The organism is Tatumella ptyseos, from assembly GCF_030552895.1.
Classification (GTDB): domain Bacteria; phylum Pseudomonadota; class Gammaproteobacteria; order Enterobacterales; family Enterobacteriaceae; genus Rosenbergiella; species Rosenbergiella ptyseos_A.
In genome coordinates this window covers 1,793,123-1,811,116 of the sequence record NZ_CP130649.1, presented here as the reverse complement: position 1 = coordinate 1,811,116, position 17,994 = coordinate 1,793,123, and the positions used below count along the sequence as shown (strand labels likewise).

Here is a 17,994-nt window from a genome sequence, read left to right as displayed (position 1 = left end):
ATTTTAAAACTCTATTAGTTATTGATAGGAGAGGATGCGATGCAATACGTTAAATTGGGTAATACGGGTCTAGATATCTCGAGAATCGGTTTGGGTATGATGAGCTTTGGCAAGCCGGGAAGCGAAAATGGGCTATTTCCTTGGGCGAGAGATTTTGAGGAAGCTAAACCCATCTTTAAACAGGCCATCGATCTTGGTATTAACTACTTTGATACTGCGAATATCTATCAAATGGGCACCAGTGAGGAAGTAACGGGTAAACTGATCCGCCATTTTGGTTTGGATCGTGATGATATCGTGGTTGCCACTAAGGTTAGAATGGAAATGCGCCCAGGTCGTCCAAATGGCGGCGGTTTGTCGCGCAAGGCGATTATCAGTGAGATCGATAAATCCCTAAAACGTTTGAATCTTGACTATGTGGACCTGTATACCATACACCGTTTAGATCCTCTTACGCCTATGGAAGAGATTATGGAAGCCCTACACGATGTGGTGAAAAGCGGTAAGGTCCGCTACCTAGGTGCCTCAACCATGTTTGCATGGCAATTTGAACGTCTGCAAAATATCGCGCAAAGCGAGGGATGGACTAAATTTGTCGCGATGCAAAATCACTACAACCTTATCTATCGGGAAGAAGAACGGGAAATGATGCCTCTCTGTCAAGACCGTAACGTTGCGGTTACCCCGTGGAGCCCACTTGCGGGAGGACGCCTGGCTCACCCTTGGGGAACCATAACAGATCGCGTTCGCTGTGATGAGGTGTCGAAATGGGTGTGGGACGGTACAAACGATTTAGACCAGAAAGTGGTCAATACTGTTGAGTCGATGGCAGCCAAACGTGGTATCTCAATGGCGCAACTCTCGCTCGCTTGGTTACTGAATAAGCCGGGTGTTACAGCCCCTATCGTGGGTACCACCGCAGAGCGACATATTATTGAGGCAGTTTCTGCACTGGATATTACGCTTACAGAGCAGGAAATTACTGAGCTAGAAGCGGCGTATGTTACACATCCCGTTCTAGGCATGATGTAAGGTTCACTCATAGTATTCAGGCCCTTACCGGGCCTGAATGTTATCAAGAATCTTGCGACTGATGTTCAACTGAGGCGTGGCTCTCTTTCTGCATATCCATTCGAATCTGCGCGTGGCTAAGTAACGCAAAAATAAAGGTTCCGCCACAGATATTGCCCAACAAGGTGGGAACAGCAAAAGGCCAAACGAACGATTGCCAAGGTAATGCGCCTGTGAACACGAGATAAAGCACTTCGATGGTACCGACCACGATATGGGTTGTATCCGCGACGGCGATTAACCACGTCATAAATAAGATCACCAGAAATTTGGCATTCCCTGCCGAGGGCAGCATCCATACCATAGTGGCAACAATCCAACCGGATACCACCGCTTTAGCAAACATCTGGGTAGGGGTATTTTCCATTACCTTCATGCCAATTTCGTGGAAAGCCTGTTTGGTCGATGGATCAAAAACCGGCATATAGCCAAATGCCCAGGCTGCAATAGCGGTACCTATCAAATTCCCCAATAGGACTACGGCCCATAATCGGAGGAGTAAATAGAGATTATTAGCGGTAGGTTTCTGCATGACTGACAGTACTGGAGTGATGGTATTCTCGGTGAACAGCTGTTGGTGGGCCATAATCACAATGATAAAGCCGAAGGTATAACCGATACTTTCGATGAGCATACTACCGGAAAAATGGCCTAACTCTGCATGGAATATTCCCTTAGCCATTAACGATGCGCTCATGGACAGCCCCGCGGCAATCGCTGACCACAAGAGCGCCCAGACATCACGTTCGAGTTCTTTTTCCCCTTCTTGGCGTATATGCTCGTGGGTAGCCATTGCTTGAGAGGGAAGATTTTCCTCATCGACTTCAATATCTGTGCCCTGTTTATTCTCCTCACTCTCAACGTGTTTTGAGTGCGTAGTATTATTGTGTTGAGTCATCGGCTTTACTCTAAAAATAGCGTGGTACTTCAAGCCTAGCATCATTTAGTAAAATTGCTTCGGCCCTGCATATTCACGATTTTATTTTTATCGCACCGACATGGGAGTCATACGAGAGGGTTTGATTACTATTGAGTACAGAGGAGATAACACTGAGAAGAAGTAAAGATGGGTTAATTTATTCGCTCGCTATTCATCATTGCGATTTGGTGAAGTGAATAAGTTTATCAGTGCATGGTTCACCGTGAGTGTTGCAAGGGCCAGATAATGTGCTTCATCTAGCTCGTTGTAATACCGATAGGAGTAGAGTTCGATAATTTGAATATCGACAATGTCTACTTCAAAAAAAGGCTCAAGGAAGGCGGTTTTTGTCATGAACAATCTCCTAGTTACTAGGGGGTTCTCTATTTTCTAAAAGAGAGAAGCATTTAGTATAGTGTATTGTCGACAAGCTAAATGAAAAATTAACACAGAGAAGATGAAATTTTGATCTAGGATCGATTTTACGTAATGTTATTTGATTGGCGAGTAACAGGGGTCCGTTTTTTCATCATACCCTATCGAGTGCTAAGGTGATTCATATTGCATTGTTCTCTGATTATTCCCAGTTCGCGAAACGAAGGTTTTTTACCGGCAGGTGTTTTTTAGATAAAAAAAACCCGCACGAAGCGGGAAGTAGGAACATAACAGGATTTCGAATGAACATACTGTCAGTCATCGGGGGGTGACTGATCTTTTCCGGACGAAAAGAGTATGTCTTCAGTGATTAAGCGTAGTATCGACTTAGATGATAATCAATTTTCTAATAGTTAACTTTGTGATTATTTGTGCGATAGCTTTTTTTACCTGGTTGTTTAAGGAAAAAAAGATAAAAAAAACCCGCCAGAGGGCGGGAAAAATTTTATTGCAGTTTTCAGGATGTAACAGCATTGAGGTGCTATATCTTATGAGACTTGAGCTTTTCGATTAAGTTCACAAAATTTTCGAAAAAATCACGATCCGGGTAAATACGCACCACTCGCGATAAACCAAATCAGTAATGCCACACCGGCTATAATGATGGCAACGGGAAAAATATAGCCAAATTTCACGATACTGTATTCTCTGATGGGAAAACGCCCATTATCCCACAGTATGCACGCTAGGCAATCCTTTGGTTATGATAATGGGCAGAGGAGGTCAGGCTACTAATAGCCGCGAGCGGATCCTGCAGGGCGCCTAACGTCATTTGCGCCATACAAATAGCCCGAGCGAACATTCCCTGATACCGCACTGTCGTTGCCTGAACTCGGAATTCCAACGCCTGCAGCGCCCGGTAGACCAACCATAATCAACTCGGCTGCGCCCCAAGGGGTTTGTTCAACCATCCGATAGCCCATCTTATTCAATACATTTAAGGTATCGGCAGAGAGCCCATTCTTTTCGTAGTACACCTCATCTGGATACCATTGATGATGAATTCGTGGGGCATCTACGGCCTCTTGAGGCTTCATTCCAAAGTCGATAATGTTCAGGGCAGTCTCTAGCGTGATCGTAATGATTCGTGATCCCCCGGGCGAGCCGAGCACTAAGAAAATCTTTCCATCCTTTGTCACTAAACTTGGGCTCATCGATGAGAGCGGACGTTTACCTGGCGCAATACTGTTTGCCGTACCCTGTACTAATCCATAGAGATTTTTTGCACCGATTTTGGTGGTGAAATCATCCATCTCGTCATTCATCAAGACCCCAGTGCCAGGCGCCATGACAACGGCACCAAAACGTCCATTTACGGTATAGGTCGTGGAGACAGCGTTACCATAGTGATCAACGATAGAATAATGGGTCGTTTCAGGTTTTTCACCGGTGGCGACTAAGGGTTTAATCTGTGTGGACGGGGTCGCCTTATCGTGCTGAATTTTATCGCGTAGAGAGGCCGCATAGTGTTTATCCATCAGTTTAGCAACTGGATTTTGAACGAATGCAGGGTCACCTAAATAGGTGTTTCTATCCGCATAACTGAAACGAAGCGCTTCAGTCAGAGTATGCACCATGGCGGCAGAGTTGAAGCCCATCGCTTTAAGATTATAGCCTTCTAATATATTCAAGGTCTCACAAAGTGTTACACCACCAGAACTTGGGGGTGGGGCAGAGACAAAAGTGTAACCTCGGTAAGTACAGGTGAGCGGGGCGAGTTCGGTGGCGTGATAACGTGCAAAATCTCGTGCGGTAATAATACCGCCACCCGCCTTGGACGCTTGTTCAACAGCTTTCGGAAATTCGCCATGATAAAAGGCATCCGGCCCTTCTTTTGCAATACGTGATAATGTCCGTGCAAGATCGGTTTGTCGTAAGCGATCTCCAGGTTGTAATGCTGTGCCATCAGGGCGTAGGAAAATTTTTGCGACCGCCGGGTCTTGTTTAAAATGCGCTATGGTGGTGTCAAGGATATCGGTATCCGCGCGGGTCAGGATAAAACCTTCTCGAGCTAATTTGATGGCAGGCGCCATTACTGCTTGTCGACTCAACTTACCGTATTGGCGGCGAGCCATTTCCATCCCCATAACGGTACCTGGTACCCCTGTAGCTTTCCAGCCGTAGAGACTGCTCCCTGCAATCAGCTCACCTTGCGGATTTTGATACATTGCGGCGCTCGCAGCGGCTGGAGCCATTTCACGGAAATTAATAAAGGTATCTTTGCCATTGGCTAAATGGATAGTCATAAATCCGCCGCCGCCAATATTACCACAGCAAGGATTAACGACCGCTTGGGCGTAGCCCACTGCAACGGCGGCATCAATGGCATTACCGCCTTGTTTAAGGATATTAACCCCCACTTGGGTCGCGAGATCTTGAGAGGTGACGACCATACCATTTTTCGCTTCGACTGCAGGGGCCGATGCGGCGTGGACGAAGGGCGTTGGCACTAAAAAAGCTAACGCGATGGCAGAGAGTGTGTATTTGCTAAGCATTAAACGGCACCTATTTGAATTATTTTTCTTCTAACATAACCGTATAAGGAAAAATATCAAGTAATTCAATGAGCTATCATAAGCAAAAATAATATCTGTGATAACGCACAAAAAAACCACACCATAGCTGGAGTTGTGCCCCCGTAATCTTTATCATTAGCCCCCTTTTATTCGCTAATTTTTGACACGTTAAAAGTGTATTGAGCGAGGTTTATCGTGTTTGCAGAGTATGGTGTGCTAAATTTCTGGACCTATGTCGCAGGAGCTATTTTTCTAGTCTTGATTCCAGGCCCCAATACGCTTTTTGTTTTAAAAAATAGTATGAGTGGGGGAGTAAAGAGTGGCTATCAAGCAGCCGCCGCTGTATTTATTGGCGATGCTGTGTTGATGTTTCTTGCCTATGCAGGGGTTGCGACCTTAATCAAAACGACGCCAGTCTTATTTAACGTGGTACGTTATCTGGGGGCGAGTTACCTACTTTGGTTGGGCATAAAGATGCTCTACACCACTTTTAGTCAACGCGAAAAGACAGTTGTGGCGCCGAGTAAAAAAGTTCGTGGTGCCGTATTCAAACGTGCATTAGTGTTAAGTTTAACCAATCCTAAAGCGATACTCTTTTATGTCTCGTTCTTCGTGCAGTTTATTGACGTACAAAGTGCTCACCCAGGGGTGGCATTTTTTATCTTGGCCACGGTTCTTGAAATAGCGAGCTTCTGCTATTTAAGCTTTTTGATCTTTAGTGGATCCTCACTCACGCGTGTTATTGGCTCGCGCCAGCGTCTCGCTAAAGTCGGTAATTCGATGATAGGTCTGTTATTTCTAGGATTTGCCGCCCGTTTAGCGACGCTACAATAAATTTTTTCTTAAAAGCTCACTTTGAAAGTGAGCTTTTTTTTTGACTATAAATGGTTCTTTTCGCAGAACTCTTCCCATGTCATCCCCAGCGCTTCGGCGTGGCTGCGCAGGTAACTTTCGATCGCTTGGGCTGCGACAGCGTTATCCGTTTCGACTAATTGGATAGAGAAGATAATACCGTCTAATTGTTTTTGACGGATAAACGCTGCATAGATGCGTTCTGCATGAAGATTACGCAGTTGTTCAACGGTCATTCCATTATCACGCGCATCTTTTTCAGTAACTTCATCTAAGGCAACTTGAAAGTCAGGGTGGGCAGAAAAGAAGATATCGCGCGCTTGGGCATAATACTGTTCTGGGGTTTTCATCGAAAGGCCTAGCTTTTGTAAGAATCTGAGTGAATTATACCTATTTGAAGCAAAGATGTCAGGGGAAGTCATTCGCTAGCTTGCATTGTAATAGCGAAACATTATACCTTAGCGCCAGAAAAAATCTGTAGGGATGCCAAATGAAAATTCGATTACTCTTGTCTCTTTTTGTGCTTGCGGGTTGTAGTCCCATTACTAATTATCAAACCATCGTAAAAACGCCTGCTCCGCAATCTCTGGCAGGTGTATGGCGCACATCAGGCCCGCAATCAGGATTAGTCAGTAAAGATGCAGTAGGCTACTTAATTATTGATCCAGCAGGAAATACTTTGGATTGTCGCCAATGGCAACGGGTGATTGCCAAACCTGGGAAATTAAGCCGTATTGATGATCAATGGGTGAACGTTAATCATCAAGTTAGGATTATGCCCTTAATTCAGGACGCGGATACGCTACGCTATGATCACTTAACGATGGTCAAAGTCTCTGCTGCGAGCGAAGAGTGTCAAAAAGCCCTTGCCGAAGCAAAGGCTCAGCCTCAAGCAGAAACGCTACAAAATATCGAGATTAACGGTCAATAATCACTACTGTAGACGAGATCATAGTGCATGATAGGCATGATTGATTTTGTCCTGAGTGACCCGCTCGATCTGCCCGCTAACATCTCTCTGTAGCTGATGGAGAGATGTTTCCACAGTATCTTGAGCCGCTAACAACTGCTTTATGACGCTCGTGTTATCAATGTGTTTTATCTGCCTGACAGACTCAGAATAGGCCTCGACCATTGGCAGCAATACCGTGAAATTTTTTTCGGTAAGGGCCTCTTGGATCCCGTTCAACAATTCGAGACAGCCTTCAACTTGTGAATATGTTGTCATTGCTGTCACTCCGCCTGATTTATTGAGATCTGCCAAGCGCCTGCAATCGACTGCAGTAATTCGTGGCAGTGGTTGAGTTTCTCTTGATCATTATGAAGGTTGGCTAGCATTAATTGTTGCACCACGTAATGAAAAAGAGACAAGAGTTGGCCAGCCAAAGGGTCTTCTGCATAAGGTTCTATTGCCTGAATAAGACCGGTATCGATGATAGCAATGGCTTTCGCTATCATTTTGCCCTTATGAGTGATGTCGTTATTCTTCATGGAAATTGCGGCCTGTCCCAACGCATTTAGCGCCCCCTCGAATAGCAGCGTCGTTAATTGATGTTGGCTGGCACTCAATACCGAACTTTCCAGTCCCACTTGAGCATAGACGTTGGCGAGTTGAATTTTATTCATAAAATGACCTTAATCGTCCGATTTAGCGAATTGCGACGTCAGGTAATCTTTCGTCTGATTCATTTGTGAAAGGACTTTATTAAGTTGCGTGAATTGCGTTTTATAGCGAGCCATCGTGGCATCAATCCGTGATTGCTGCTGATCGTAACGAGTATTTAACTTATCGTAGGTGTCGTTTAGCGAATTCACTGCATTAGTTAATGTCCCCTTGGAAGAATAAGTGTCACTAAGAATATTATTCAATACATTGTTAGTTTGTGTACTAAAACCAGTGCTCTTACCATCGCCTAAAAAGAACTGATACACCGATTGCGGGTTAGCCGTTAAGGCTGTAGTAAGTTTAGATTCGTCGATATTCAGTGTGCCAATAGTCCCATCAGCCGCCTTAGTTGTACTCTGTGTGATACCCAGTTCAGCCATAATGGTAATTGCACCAGATTGAGTCGTGTTCAACACTGAACGTAATTGGTTTTGTATATCTCGTACCGTGCCATTGCCCATCAATGGACCATTCGCACTGGTATCGCTCGACAACGTACTGCCGCCGACATACTGGGTGATATTATTGATCACTGACTGTACATTATTGTAAGCCGTTGCCCAGGCCTTGATATTTTTAACCGCATCAGCGGTATTATTCGCAATCTCCAAACGTTCTTCATTATTTGAGACCGATTTTAGGGTTAACGTCACGCCATAGGGAGCGTCAGTGATGGTGTTTGACGAACTTTGTACATTAATGCCGTTAACTTCCAAAAGTGCATCTTGGGCCGCAGCCGTCTGATGCATCCCTGACGCGGAATCACTTTCCGAATAGCCTATTAATGCTTGCAGCTGGTCGTCACCCGATACGGTAATGTTAATGGTGTTATCTGCACCAGTCTCTTTAGATGAAAGTGAAAGATAATACTCCCCATCGTTCGACTTGATACTCGTTGCCACAATATCCGCGCCGCTTTTATTAATTGCGTTGACTAGTCCGTTTAAACTGGTGTCGCTATCGTCAAGGGGAATTGTGACAGGGTCACTATTTCCTGTAGAGAGGGTGATAGTACGACCTTCTGCTCCGGTTTTTCCTAAAGGTTGGTTATTACTGGAAATGCTAGAGGAAAGTAGTGTTTGTGCGGAAGCCAGTTGTTTAATCATAATTTGATAACTTCCCACACTGGCATCGCTATTACTCGTCGCGGAGAAAGATTGATTGGTACTCACAATGCTGGTTGCATTCAGCGCGGAAGCAGTACTGAGCGTCGTGGTCGCTTTTTGTAAGGACTCTAGTGCACTACGTAACTGACCGAACGCTGAGATTTGACTCTTAACGGTCGTCGCTTGTTGGGTGATTGGCGTTAGGCTTTGCGTCTCATAGGTTTCCAGTTGCGTATAGAGTGCATCCAAGTCGAAAGTACTGTTCCCGATGTTCAAATTACTAATAGCCGTCATAACGTCCTCTTTGTCACATAAATGGTAAGTTTCTTATCGGCAAAATAGAGTAAAGAGTGAGGCGATTAGAGATATTTTTAGGACCTTGGTAAAGTTCATACAGTGGCTGCCGATAATCCCTTTGACCACGTACTGACAGGCAGTACGTACTATTCACTCAGTGCAAAGGAATTGAATATGGCTGTTATTAATACCAATATCATGTCGTTAACGACTCAAAATAATCTGAATAAATCCCAGTCAGCGTTGGGGACGGCGATCGAGCGCCTTTCTTCTGGTCTTCGTATCAATAGCGCCAAAGATGATGCCGCAGGCTCAGCTATTGCTAACCGCATGTCCTCTAACATTCGTGGTTTGACACAGGCTTCTCGTAACGCAACCGATGGTATTTCACTGGCGCAAACAGCGGAAGGCGCATTAAATGAGATGAACTCCAACTTACAACGTATTCGTGAGCTGACCGTGCAAGCGAAAAACGGTACGAATAGTGCTGAAGACGTGAAATCAATTCAGGCTGAAGTGGATGCTCGCCTCTCTGAAATTACCCGTATCGGTACGGCGACTACCTTTAACAACATCAAACTATTCGATAGCGATCAAAGTATTAATATTCAAGTCGGTGCCAATGATGACGCGGCAGCAAACGTTATCACTATTTCATTGACCGATGATGGCTTCAAATCAAGCGCATTAGGTGCAGCGTTCTCTGTGAGTGGTGGTGGCGATGCGGCGAGTGCGGATGCGTCATTGGCTGAAATCGATAAGCGTATTGCTTCGGTTGACTCCGCACGTAGTAGCCTAGGTGCGATTCAAAACCGTTTCGAATCTACTATCAATAACTTGAACACAACCGTAAATAACTTAAGCGCTTCACAATCTCGTATCCAAGACGCCGATTACGCGACAGAAGTTTCAAGTATGTCTCGTGCTCAAATCCTACAACAAGCGGGAACTTCAGTTCTCGCTAAAGCGAACCAAGTTCCACAAACTGTACTGTCTTTGTTACAAGGCTAATCTTAGCTGTCGGGCGTAGTGGTATGCCCTGAAAGTATCCGCCGTGACGGCCCGAATTCGACGTAGAATTCGGGCCGTTTTTCTATTATTGATGGGATTTATTCTCGCGAAAATCTTAAGAAATCATTTTCTCGAGTTTATCGTAAAACACTGTTTTTTCTTGCGATAAGAAAGCGTTCTTAGCCTCGATAATAGTCAGTATGGATAAATGGAGAGATAGGAATCGCACAGTGGAGTGGCTATACAATCAAGATGGACGACAAAATGAAGAAATTGACTGGCAGCGCTATTTACAACTCGTACGTCATGAAGCATTGAGGTTACAAGTTCGGCTACCCGCCAGTGTCGATTTGGACGATTTATTGCAAGCTGGAGCGATGGGCTTGATGAATGCGATAACTCGATTTGATAGTCAGCAAGGGACTGCTTTTGCTACCTATGCTGCACAGCGGGTTCGTGGGGCAATGCTCGATGAGTTAAGAAACCTTGACTGGGCGCCGCGGCGTGTAAGACGCGATGCCCGCAATGTTGCTGCGGCTATCGCTAAGGTCGAGCAGCAAACAGGCGGTAATGCCACCGAGAATGAAATTATTTCGACCTTAAATATTAGTCGCGAGGAGTACCGTACAATCTTAAGGGAAACAAACAATAGCCAACTCTTCTCCTTAGATACTCTTTACGAAGATCATAGTGACGCTACCGACCACTTATTTGCAGAAACGGCAGATCAAAATCCACTTGAATCCTTGATTGATAACGATATGCGATCGCAAGTTGTCGCGGCAATTGAACAATTACCGGAGCGAGAGCAGCAGGTACTGAGCCTTTATTATCAGGACGAATTGAACTTAAAAGAGATAGGTGCGGTACTCGGGGTGGGTGAGTCGCGGGTGAGCCAAATTCACAGTCAAGCGATTAAAAGGCTGAGTAGTCGTCTGAGGGATTAAGCAAGGCATGGGGTCATGCCTTGCTGAGTCAGTAAAGGTTATCCAATCGTCATTAAGCTAGCATTGCCCCCAGCAGCCGCAGTATTGACACTGACAGAGCGTTCGAATAAGAAACGCTCCAGTGCAATATTGGTTTCGCCTTGGTCATAGCCTTGTACGATAGCGATTGGCCCAGAACGTTCGGCGACTTGTTGACACAACGCCGAGAGCTGATCGGTATCACCATGGTAAATTACCGCATCATAGCTATCGCTGATGGCTTGTGCTGAGAGATCAATACAGTTACGTACTGCATCCGGCAACGTACTGAGTAGTTGACGATGCTCGGTATCATCAGGCCATAGTGCACGACTACCACAAGCGGTGACGGCTGCTAATTGAAGCAGTCGATCAGAGGGCTGTTTAGCTATACAGAGTACCCTTGCACGCGGCAGGAGTTGGTAAGTGTTACGCTCACCCGTTGGACCTGGTAATAACGCGATACGGTTTGATACCGTCGTGTCACGATACATCTCACAAGCTTGCGCAAGCAGGCTATGTTGATTCTGCTCAGCCCACAACTGTAGTGCGCTAACTGGCGCGACATCAGAAGGTTGGTCTGCCGTAGAATGTAGAGGGAGACGTGACAGTGTCACTTTTGAGGCGTTATTCGGTGCACTGGATAATAAGCGGGTGAGATAGAGCGGTCCACCCGCTTTAGGTCCGGTTCCGGATAATCCCTCGCCACCAAAGGGTTGAACCCCAACCACGGCACCGACCATATTCCGGTTAACATAGAGGTTACCGGCATGCATGTGTTCAGTCGCTAGACTAATCGTTTCATCAATACGGCTGTGCACACCAAAGGTCAGGCCATAACCTAATTGGTTAATCTCGGTCAGTAAACGAGTCAGGTTTTTACTGCTGTAGCGCACAACATGTAATACCGGGCCAAAAATCTCGCGGGTGAGATCGGCTGCTGAATTAAGCTCAATGAGGGTGGGACGAACGAAGGTCCCTTGTGAAAGGGTCTGGGCGTCACTCTCGCCATGCCAACTGAACTGAGTTACTTTAAAGCCACGTTGTTGCATATCGTCGATGTGACCTAGGATGTTATCCCGTGCTTCTTCATCAATAACTGGCCCAATATCGGTAGTGAGTAATTCAGGGTTACCAACACGATATTCTGCCATCGCGCCCCGTAACATTTTCAGGGTGTGATCAGCGATATCTTCCTGCAAACAGAGTAAACGTAACGCTGAGCAGCGTTGGCCCGCACTATCAAATGCCGAGGCAACAATATCTACCACGACTTGTTCAGTCAGTGCTGAGGAGTCCACCACCATCGCGTTAATGCCACCCGTTTCGGCGATCAAGGGAATCGGACGACCTTGCGGGTCGAGGCGTTTAGCCAACTCGCGTTGTAACAGGGTAGCGACAGCCGTCGAGCCTGTAAACATGACTCCGCGGGTGCGTTTGTCGGCAACCAGTCGCGCACCGACACTTTCCCCATCACCTGGCAGGAATTGCAGCACACCTTGCGGAATACCGGCTTCTAGTAAGATGGAGACCGCTTGATAAGCGATTAGTGGCGTTTGTTCGGCAGGTTTGGCTAATACGGTGTTACCGGCTGCCAGCGCTGCTGCCACTTGGCCAGTAAAGATTGCCAGCGGGAAGTTCCATGGACTGATACAGACAATAGGCCCAAGGGGACGGTGGGTCTCATTATCAAAATCTTCTGTTACTTGATCCGCGTAGTAAGTCAAAAAGTCCACCGCTTCACGAACTTCTGCAATAGCGTTTGCATAGGTCTTCCCGGCTTCTCGAACCAGCAGTCCCATCAATGTTTGTAATTGACCTTCCATTAGCATTGCCGCACGCTTCAGAATCGCTGCACGCTCTTCAGACGGTGTCGCAAACCAGATTGCGCTGGCCTCATGGCTAGCATCTAAGGCGAGATCGACTTGTGTTTCACTGGCGTTAATGACTTCACCGACGATATCGTTTAAGTAGGAAGGGTTACGTACCGGTTGTCCGGCGTTGTTTTCGCTGTCAACGCCCAATACTGGTTTAGCAACCCAAGATTGTGATGCGGTAGTCAGGAGCGCGCTAGAGAGCGACGCTAATCGATGCTCATTCGCCATATCTAGCCCTGATGAGTTAGCTCGACTGCCGTATAGATCCCGAGGCAAGGGAATGCGAGGGTGAGGAAGCCCAACTTGTCCCTCTTCTCGGGTAAAAGCATTAATGGCCGCAACGGGGTCAACAATTAACTCTTCAACGCTTAATGACTTATCGGCCACACGGTTAACAAAGGAGGTATTTGCCCCATTTTCTAATAGGCGACGGACCAAATAAGCAAGTAACGTTTCGTGGGTACCCACAGGTGCGTAAATACGACATGGGCGATTAAGTTTTCCATCGGCAGTCTTCCCGACAACTTGGTCATAAAGTGGCTCGCCCATACCATGTAGGCACTGGAATTCGTACTGGCCTGGATAGTAATTATTTCCTGCCAGTTGATAGATGGTCGCTAAACTGTGTGCATTGTGTGTGGCGAATTGCGGATAAATAAGGCTTGGTGCCGCTAAGAGTTTTCTCGCACAAGCAATGTAAGCGGCGTCAGTATAGACCTTACGGGTATACACGGGATAATCTTCAAGACCTTCAACCTGCGCACGTTTAATCTCACTGTCCCAATACGCCCCTTTTACTAAGCGGATCATGAGACGTCGCTGGCTACGTGCAGCTAAATCAATGAGTTCGTCAATAACGAAAGGACAGCGCTTTTGATAAGCTTGAATAACGAAACCAATACCGTTCCAGCCAGAGAGCGCTGGTTCGAAACAGAGCTTCTCTAATAAATCGAGAGAGAGCTCGAGACGGTCAGCTTCTTCTGCATCAATATTAATCCCAATATCATATTCACGAGCGAGAAGGGTGAGAGACTTAAGAATAGGGTAAAGCTCTTCCATCACGCGATCGTATTGGGCACGTTGATATCGAGGGTGAAGGGCGGAGAGTTTAATCGAAATCCCCGGGCCTTCGTAAATTCCACGACCGTTTGAGGCTTTGCCAATCGCATGAATGGCTTGTTGGTAAGAGTGTAGATAGGCTTTAGCATCTTCAGCCGTAAGCGCGGCTTCACCTAGCATATCGTAGGAATAGCGGAAGCCTTTATCCTCTAATTTACGGGCGTTAGCTAAGGCCTCAGCAATGGATTCTCCCGTCACAAACTGCTCGCCCATCAAGCGCATTGCCATATCGATGCCCTTACGGATCAATGGCTCACCGCTCTTACCGATAATCCGGTTAAGCGAACGCGACATATTGACTTCATTATGAGTCGACACCAGTTTCCCCGTGACCAGTAATCCCCACGTAGCGGCATTGACAAACATTGAGTTGCTTTGTCCAAGGTGAGAGTACCAATCACCGTGACTGATTTTGTCGCGGATAAGCGCATCGCGAGTAGGTTTATCGGGGATCCTTAGTAAGGCCTCGGCCAAGCACATCAAGGCGACGCCTTCCTGAGAGGAGAGGGAGAACTCTTGGAGTAGACTCTGTACTAATCCTGAACGACCGCCTTGATTCTTTTGATTCCGAAGCTTTTCGCTTAAGTGTAGCGCTAAAGCATGGACTTTCTCTGCAACCTCAGGACTGACTTTCGCTTGTTCGAGTACCATTGGGACCATATCCACTTCTGGACGACGCCAAGCGGCAGTTACCGCAGAGCGTTTGACACTTTGTGGCAGGACATGCTCGGCGAACTCTAAGAAGGGCTGGTAAGGCGTGGCAACGTCTGCAGCATCTTGAGTAGACAGTTCATTGGGTGAGATAGAAGCAGTAGGGTAAATGGTTTCACCTGCTTCGACCTGAGCAAGCAGGTTAAAAATGGCCTGTTTGATTAGCCAATGTGGTGTGCGGTCTATTTTTACCGCAGCACGCTTCAGTCGCTCGCGGGTTTCATCATCAAGTTTCACGCCCATGGTGGTGTGTGCCATGCCAGTTCCTCATTAAAGAAGTCGATAAAGGTTGCACCTTGACTATCTCTTGAGTTGCACCTTTAGCGCAACCCATTTGTAGTAAAAAAGTGAACAAAATTAAATAAATGATAATTACTAGTGGATTTATTCAAAATAAAAGCCGTAATAAGTGCGATTTAGTTCAAATAAATCGCTTCACAGCATAAAAAAATATGACTGGGATCTCTGTTTTATAAATTGTGAAGTGAAGGCTATGGCTTTTATGTTAAAAGTTTGTATCTGTTGCAACCCCTGGTGCAACTTGTGTTGTTAGAAAGCGTGACAGGTAGCGATAAAAAAAGAATATCTTAATCAGGAAAACTCATTGATAATACTAATAAAATAGAGGATTAATCATGGTAAGCACTCCCTTATTAGTGACATTTTGCATCTATATTGCAGGAATGTTACTTATCGGTTTTATGGCTTGGCGGTCGACAAAAAATTTCGACGATTTCATTTTGGGTGGCCGTAGTTTAGGTAGTTTGGTCACCGCTTTATCGGCGGGCGCATCAGATATGAGTGGCTGGTTATTAATGGGTTTGCCCGGTGCCATTTTCCTCTCGGGGATATCTGAAAGTTGGATTGCCATTGGATTGATACTTGGCGCTTGGGTTAACTGGAAAATTATTGCCGGGCGTTTACGCGTACAAACCGAACATCATGGAAATGCCCTCACTTTACCTGATTACTTCACTCATCGATTTGAAGATCGTAGTAAGATCTTACGTGTTATCTCAGCACTGATTATTTTAGTTTTTTTTACTATTTACTGTGCTTCAGGAATCGTTGCGGGGGCGCGACTCTTTGAAAGTACCTTTGGTATGGACTACACCACAGCTTTATGGGCAGGGGCTGCAGCGACTATCGCTTACACTTTCTTAGGCGGTTTCTTGGCAGTCAGTTGGACCGATACGGTTCAAGCTAGCCTAATGATCTTCGCACTCATTCTAACCCCGGTCATGGTGGTCATTGCCGTAGGGGGTGTCGATACCTCGTTAGAGGTTATTCGTCATATTGACCCACAGCGCTTAAATATTTTTAATAATCTTAGCTTTGTAGCCATTATTTCACTTCTTGGATGGGGACTGGGCTACTTTGGTCAGCCGCACATTTTAGCGCGTTTCATGGCAGCCGATTCACATCACTCTATGCGCAGTGCACGCCGTATCGGAATGACGTGGATGATCCTCTGCTTAGCGGGCGCGGTGGCGGTTGGCTTCTTCGGTATTGCTTACTTTGCGGATAATCCTTCTCAAGCCGCTGAAGTCAATGGTAACAGTGAGCGTATTTTTATTGAATTAACGCGTATTCTGTTTAATCCATGGATTGCCGGTATTCTACTCTCTGCTATTTTAGCGGCGGTGATGTCTACGCTGAGTTGCCAACTTCTTGTCTGCTCGAGCGCATTAACGGAAGATTTTTATAAAGGCTTTATTCGTAAAAATGCAGGGCAACGTGAGAAAGTGTGGGTGGGCCGTGTAATGGTGCTTGTTGTTGCGCTTATTGCCATTGCCTTAGCCAGTAACCCTGATAATAAGGTGCTCGGTTTAGTCAGTTATGCTTGGGCCGGTTTTGGCGCCGCGTTTGGGCCGGTGATTCTACTTAGCGTGTGCTGGTCGGGGATGAGCCGCAACGGGGCGTTGGTCGGTATGATTGTTGGGACATTGACGGTTATTATCTGGAAACAGTTTGCGTGGTTGGGATTGTATGAAATCATTCCTGGCTTCTTATTTGCGACTGTCGCGATCGTATTAGTCAGTCTATGTGGCAAAGGACCTTCCAAACAGGTCCGTGATCGTTTCCATCATGCCAATCAAGAATATCTGCAATAACCACTGAGGGTTATCGCAGTACTATTAACTCCGACAGATAAGTCTCAATACGGTTATCTGCCGGAGTGTTAGCTAACTGAAAAGCGCTGCACCGATATAGCTCCCTTCCTTTGCTGCCGGAGGCACAAAGAACAGTCCGCTACCGATATGCGAAATATACTCGTTCAGCGCATCAGAAGCCCCTAACTTACGCTGCAACGACTCGAAATGAGCAGGGTTATTCTGATAACTAATAAATAGCAGTCCGGCATCGAGTTGTCCGTACGGGTTCAATCCATCGGTATAGTTATAAGAGCGGCGTAGAATTTTCACTCCCTGATTATTTTCATGTGCGGCTAAGCGAATGTGCGCGGTGGCCGGTATTACTAATTCGCCATCGCGATCTTTTTTATGAAAATCTGGGGTGTCAAATTCATGATCACCCGATAGCGGTGCGCCAGAGAGTTTATGACGACCAAAGACTTGGTTCTGATCACTGACGCGATCGGTATCCCAGTTTTCAATGTTCATCTTAATTTTGCGTACGACTTGATAACTCCCTTCTTGCTGCCATGCCGGACCCTCTTTGATCCAAACATGTTGAGCAAAATCGGCTGGCTCAACTAAATTTCGCGTCCCATCTTTAAAGCCAAATAAATTCCGTGGAGTTTCTTGTCCTTTCCCGGCGGAGGCACGTCCGAAACCCATTACCGTCCAGCGGGTTTGTGCCGCGCCTGTACTCTTCGCAATACGCGCTAAGACGCGAATAGCATGGTAGGCCACTTGTGGATCGTCGGCACAGGCTTGGAGAGAGAGATCGCCGCCACTGAGTTCAGGTTGCAAATTATCACTGGGTAAGGCAGCAAGCGGTCGTAAATAGGGAGGACATTTTGCGCTAAGGCCATAGGTATCGGTAAAAAGCGAGGGGCCCATTCCAACAGTGACGGTTAATGAGGCCGGATCTAAGCCTACGGCCTCGCCAGTATCCGTGCCTACACTGCCGATTCTGGAAGGTTCGACGGTACCCACTGCTGCGCCTTGTACCAGTTGAGCGATAGCGGCAGACCAACGGGCAAGCAAAATTTGTAGAGCTTGGGCGGTGGGTGTCGTCATATCAAACGTCATAAACATAATATGACGTTGGGGGGGCGTCGTAACGCCAGCTTGCCCTTTGTCGCCATAAAATGGCCATTGATGTGAGAGGTCGATATTGTCCTTCTCGCTAGCCTCTTTGGCAGAGGCTAGGGTTGGGGAGAGGGCAGGAAGCGTTAGCGCGCTGGCTAACGATCCTTTAAGCATATTACGACGCGAGACGAGGCCATGTGCAAACCGTGGCTTATCGTGACGACTCATCAC

The 17,994-nt window shown here is 46.5% G+C and carries 16 protein-coding genes; 6 read left to right on the top strand and 10 right to left on the bottom strand.

What is annotated here, in order from left to right:
* The first annotated feature begins 39 nt into the window (after positions 1 to 39).
* Positions 40 to 1,032, top strand: coding sequence for an aldo/keto reductase (locus QJR74_RS08560; protein WP_304371447.1), 993 nt, complete (start codon positions 40 to 42; stop codon positions 1,030 to 1,032).
* A gap of 43 nt (positions 1,033 to 1,075) precedes the next feature.
* On the opposite strand, the gene QJR74_RS08555 is transcribed toward QJR74_RS08560, so the two are convergent.
* The 4 genes from QJR74_RS08555 to ggt all read right to left on the bottom strand — a co-directional run bounded on the left by QJR74_RS08555 (position 1,076) and on the right by ggt (position 4,920).
* Complete coding sequence (locus QJR74_RS08555) at positions 1,076 to 1,969, bottom strand: formate/nitrite transporter family protein (protein WP_304371446.1); 894 nt, start codon at positions 1,967 to 1,969, stop codon at positions 1,076 to 1,078.
* Between the two features lie 189 nt (positions 1,970 to 2,158).
* Positions 2,159 to 2,344, bottom strand: a complete 186-nt coding sequence (locus tag QJR74_RS08550) for a hypothetical protein (protein WP_304371445.1) — start codon at positions 2,342 to 2,344, stop codon at positions 2,159 to 2,161.
* A 617-nt stretch (positions 2,345 to 2,961) separates the two neighbouring features.
* Positions 2,962 to 3,060, bottom strand: coding sequence for a YoaK family small membrane protein (locus QJR74_RS08545; protein ID WP_304371444.1), 99 nt, complete (start codon positions 3,058 to 3,060; stop codon positions 2,962 to 2,964).
* A 96-nt stretch (positions 3,061 to 3,156) separates the two neighbouring features.
* Positions 3,157 to 4,920 carry a gamma-glutamyltransferase gene (gene ggt / locus QJR74_RS08540; RefSeq protein WP_304371443.1) on the bottom strand — a complete coding sequence of 588 codons (1,764 nt, stop codon included), beginning with the start codon at positions 4,918 to 4,920 and terminating at the stop codon, positions 3,157 to 3,159.
* 216 nt (positions 4,921 to 5,136) lie between these two features.
* On the opposite strand from ggt, the gene leuE reads away from it, so the two are divergent.
* Positions 5,137 to 5,775, top strand: coding sequence for a leucine efflux protein LeuE (leuE, locus tag QJR74_RS08535; protein WP_304371442.1), 639 nt, complete (start codon positions 5,137 to 5,139; stop codon positions 5,773 to 5,775).
* Positions 5,776 to 5,819: 44 nt separating this feature from the next.
* Here the strand turns inward: leuE and QJR74_RS08530 are convergent, their stop codons facing one another.
* Entirely contained in the window at positions 5,820 to 6,143 is a 324-nt protein-coding gene (locus tag QJR74_RS08530; protein WP_092675015.1) for a DUF6388 family protein, read from the bottom strand.
* Between the two features lie 140 nt (positions 6,144 to 6,283).
* Here QJR74_RS08530 and yedD point away from each other — a divergent pair, with 140 nt between their 5' ends.
* Entirely contained in the window at positions 6,284 to 6,724 is a 441-nt protein-coding gene (gene yedD, locus QJR74_RS08525; protein ID WP_304371441.1) for a lipoprotein YedD, read from the top strand.
* Positions 6,725 to 6,742: 18 nt separating this feature from the next.
* Here yedD and QJR74_RS08520 read toward each other — a convergent pair whose 3' ends face one another.
* Genes QJR74_RS08520 through fliD form a run of 3 tightly spaced genes read right to left on the bottom strand, consistent with a single transcriptional unit; the run spans position 6,743 to position 8,859 of the window.
* On the bottom strand, positions 6,743 to 7,021 hold the full coding sequence (locus QJR74_RS08520) for a hypothetical protein (protein ID WP_304371440.1): 279 nt from the start codon (positions 7,019 to 7,021) through the stop codon (positions 6,743 to 6,745).
* A gap of 5 nt (positions 7,022 to 7,026) precedes the next feature.
* Positions 7,027 to 7,419 carry a flagellar export chaperone FliS gene (gene fliS, locus QJR74_RS08515; protein WP_304371439.1) on the bottom strand — a complete coding sequence of 131 codons (393 nt, stop codon included), beginning with the start codon at positions 7,417 to 7,419 and terminating at the stop codon, positions 7,027 to 7,029.
* A gap of 9 nt (positions 7,420 to 7,428) precedes the next feature.
* A complete protein-coding gene (gene fliD / locus QJR74_RS08510; protein ID WP_304371438.1) occupies positions 7,429 to 8,859 on the bottom strand; it encodes a flagellar filament capping protein FliD in 1,431 nt (476 codons plus the stop codon).
* 177 nt (positions 8,860 to 9,036) lie between these two features.
* Here fliD and QJR74_RS08505 point away from each other — a divergent pair, with 177 nt between their 5' ends.
* Together QJR74_RS08505 and QJR74_RS08500 are read left to right on the top strand one after the other, a co-directional pair.
* A complete protein-coding gene (locus QJR74_RS08505; RefSeq protein WP_304371437.1) occupies positions 9,037 to 9,873 on the top strand; it encodes a flagellin N-terminal helical domain-containing protein in 837 nt (278 codons plus the stop codon).
* A 230-nt stretch (positions 9,874 to 10,103) separates the two neighbouring features.
* Positions 10,104 to 10,820: an RNA polymerase sigma factor FliA gene (locus QJR74_RS08500; RefSeq protein ID WP_304371436.1), complete on the top strand. Its 717-nt coding sequence runs from the start codon at positions 10,104 to 10,106 to the stop codon at positions 10,818 to 10,820.
* A 38-nt stretch (positions 10,821 to 10,858) separates the two neighbouring features.
* On the opposite strand, the gene putA is transcribed toward QJR74_RS08500, so the two are convergent.
* Entirely contained in the window at positions 10,859 to 14,803 is a 3,945-nt protein-coding gene (gene putA, locus QJR74_RS08495; RefSeq protein ID WP_304371435.1) for a trifunctional transcriptional regulator/proline dehydrogenase/L-glutamate gamma-semialdehyde dehydrogenase, read from the bottom strand.
* A gap of 374 nt (positions 14,804 to 15,177) precedes the next feature.
* Here putA and putP point away from each other — a divergent pair, with 374 nt between their 5' ends.
* A complete protein-coding gene (putP, locus tag QJR74_RS08490) occupies positions 15,178 to 16,659 on the top strand; it encodes a sodium/proline symporter PutP (RefSeq protein WP_304374005.1) in 1,482 nt (493 codons plus the stop codon).
* Positions 16,660 to 16,731: 72 nt separating this feature from the next.
* Here putP and efeB read toward each other — a convergent pair whose 3' ends face one another.
* Entirely contained in the window at positions 16,732 to 17,991 is a 1,260-nt protein-coding gene (efeB, locus tag QJR74_RS08485) for an iron uptake transporter deferrochelatase/peroxidase subunit (RefSeq protein ID WP_304371434.1), read from the bottom strand.
* Positions 17,992 to 17,994 lie beyond the last annotated feature (3 nt).

Bases quoted from the DNA above. Each gene is read 5' to 3' on its own strand.
- QJR74_RS08560 (WP_304371447.1), top strand. From the start codon at position 40: ATGCAATACGTTAAATTGGGTAATACGGGTCTAGATATCTCGAGAATC.
- QJR74_RS08555 (WP_304371446.1), bottom strand. From the start codon at position 1,969: ATGACTCAACACAATAATACTACGCACTCAAAACACGTTGAGAGTGAG.
- QJR74_RS08550 (WP_304371445.1), bottom strand. From the start codon at position 2,344: ATGACAAAAACCGCCTTCCTTGAGCCTTTTTTTGAAGTAGACATTGTC.
- ggt (WP_304371443.1), bottom strand. From the start codon at position 4,920: ATGCTTAGCAAATACACACTCTCTGCCATCGCGTTAGCTTTTTTAGTG.
- QJR74_RS08530 (WP_092675015.1), bottom strand. From the start codon at position 6,143: ATGAAAACCCCAGAACAGTATTATGCCCAAGCGCGCGATATCTTCTTT.
- yedD (WP_304371441.1), top strand. From the start codon at position 6,284: ATGAAAATTCGATTACTCTTGTCTCTTTTTGTGCTTGCGGGTTGTAGT.
- QJR74_RS08520 (WP_304371440.1), bottom strand. From the start codon at position 7,021: ATGACAACATATTCACAAGTTGAAGGCTGTCTCGAATTGTTGAACGGG.
- fliS (WP_304371439.1), bottom strand. From the start codon at position 7,419: ATGAATAAAATTCAACTCGCCAACGTCTATGCTCAAGTGGGACTGGAA.
- fliD (WP_304371438.1), bottom strand. From the start codon at position 8,859: ATGACGGCTATTAGTAATTTGAACATCGGGAACAGTACTTTCGACTTG.
- QJR74_RS08505 (WP_304371437.1), top strand. From the start codon at position 9,037: ATGGCTGTTATTAATACCAATATCATGTCGTTAACGACTCAAAATAAT.
- putA (WP_304371435.1), bottom strand. From the start codon at position 14,803: ATGGCACACACCACCATGGGCGTGAAACTTGATGATGAAACCCGCGAG.
- efeB (WP_304371434.1), bottom strand. From the start codon at position 17,991: ATGAGTCGTCACGATAAGCCACGGTTTGCACATGGCCTCGTCTCGCGT.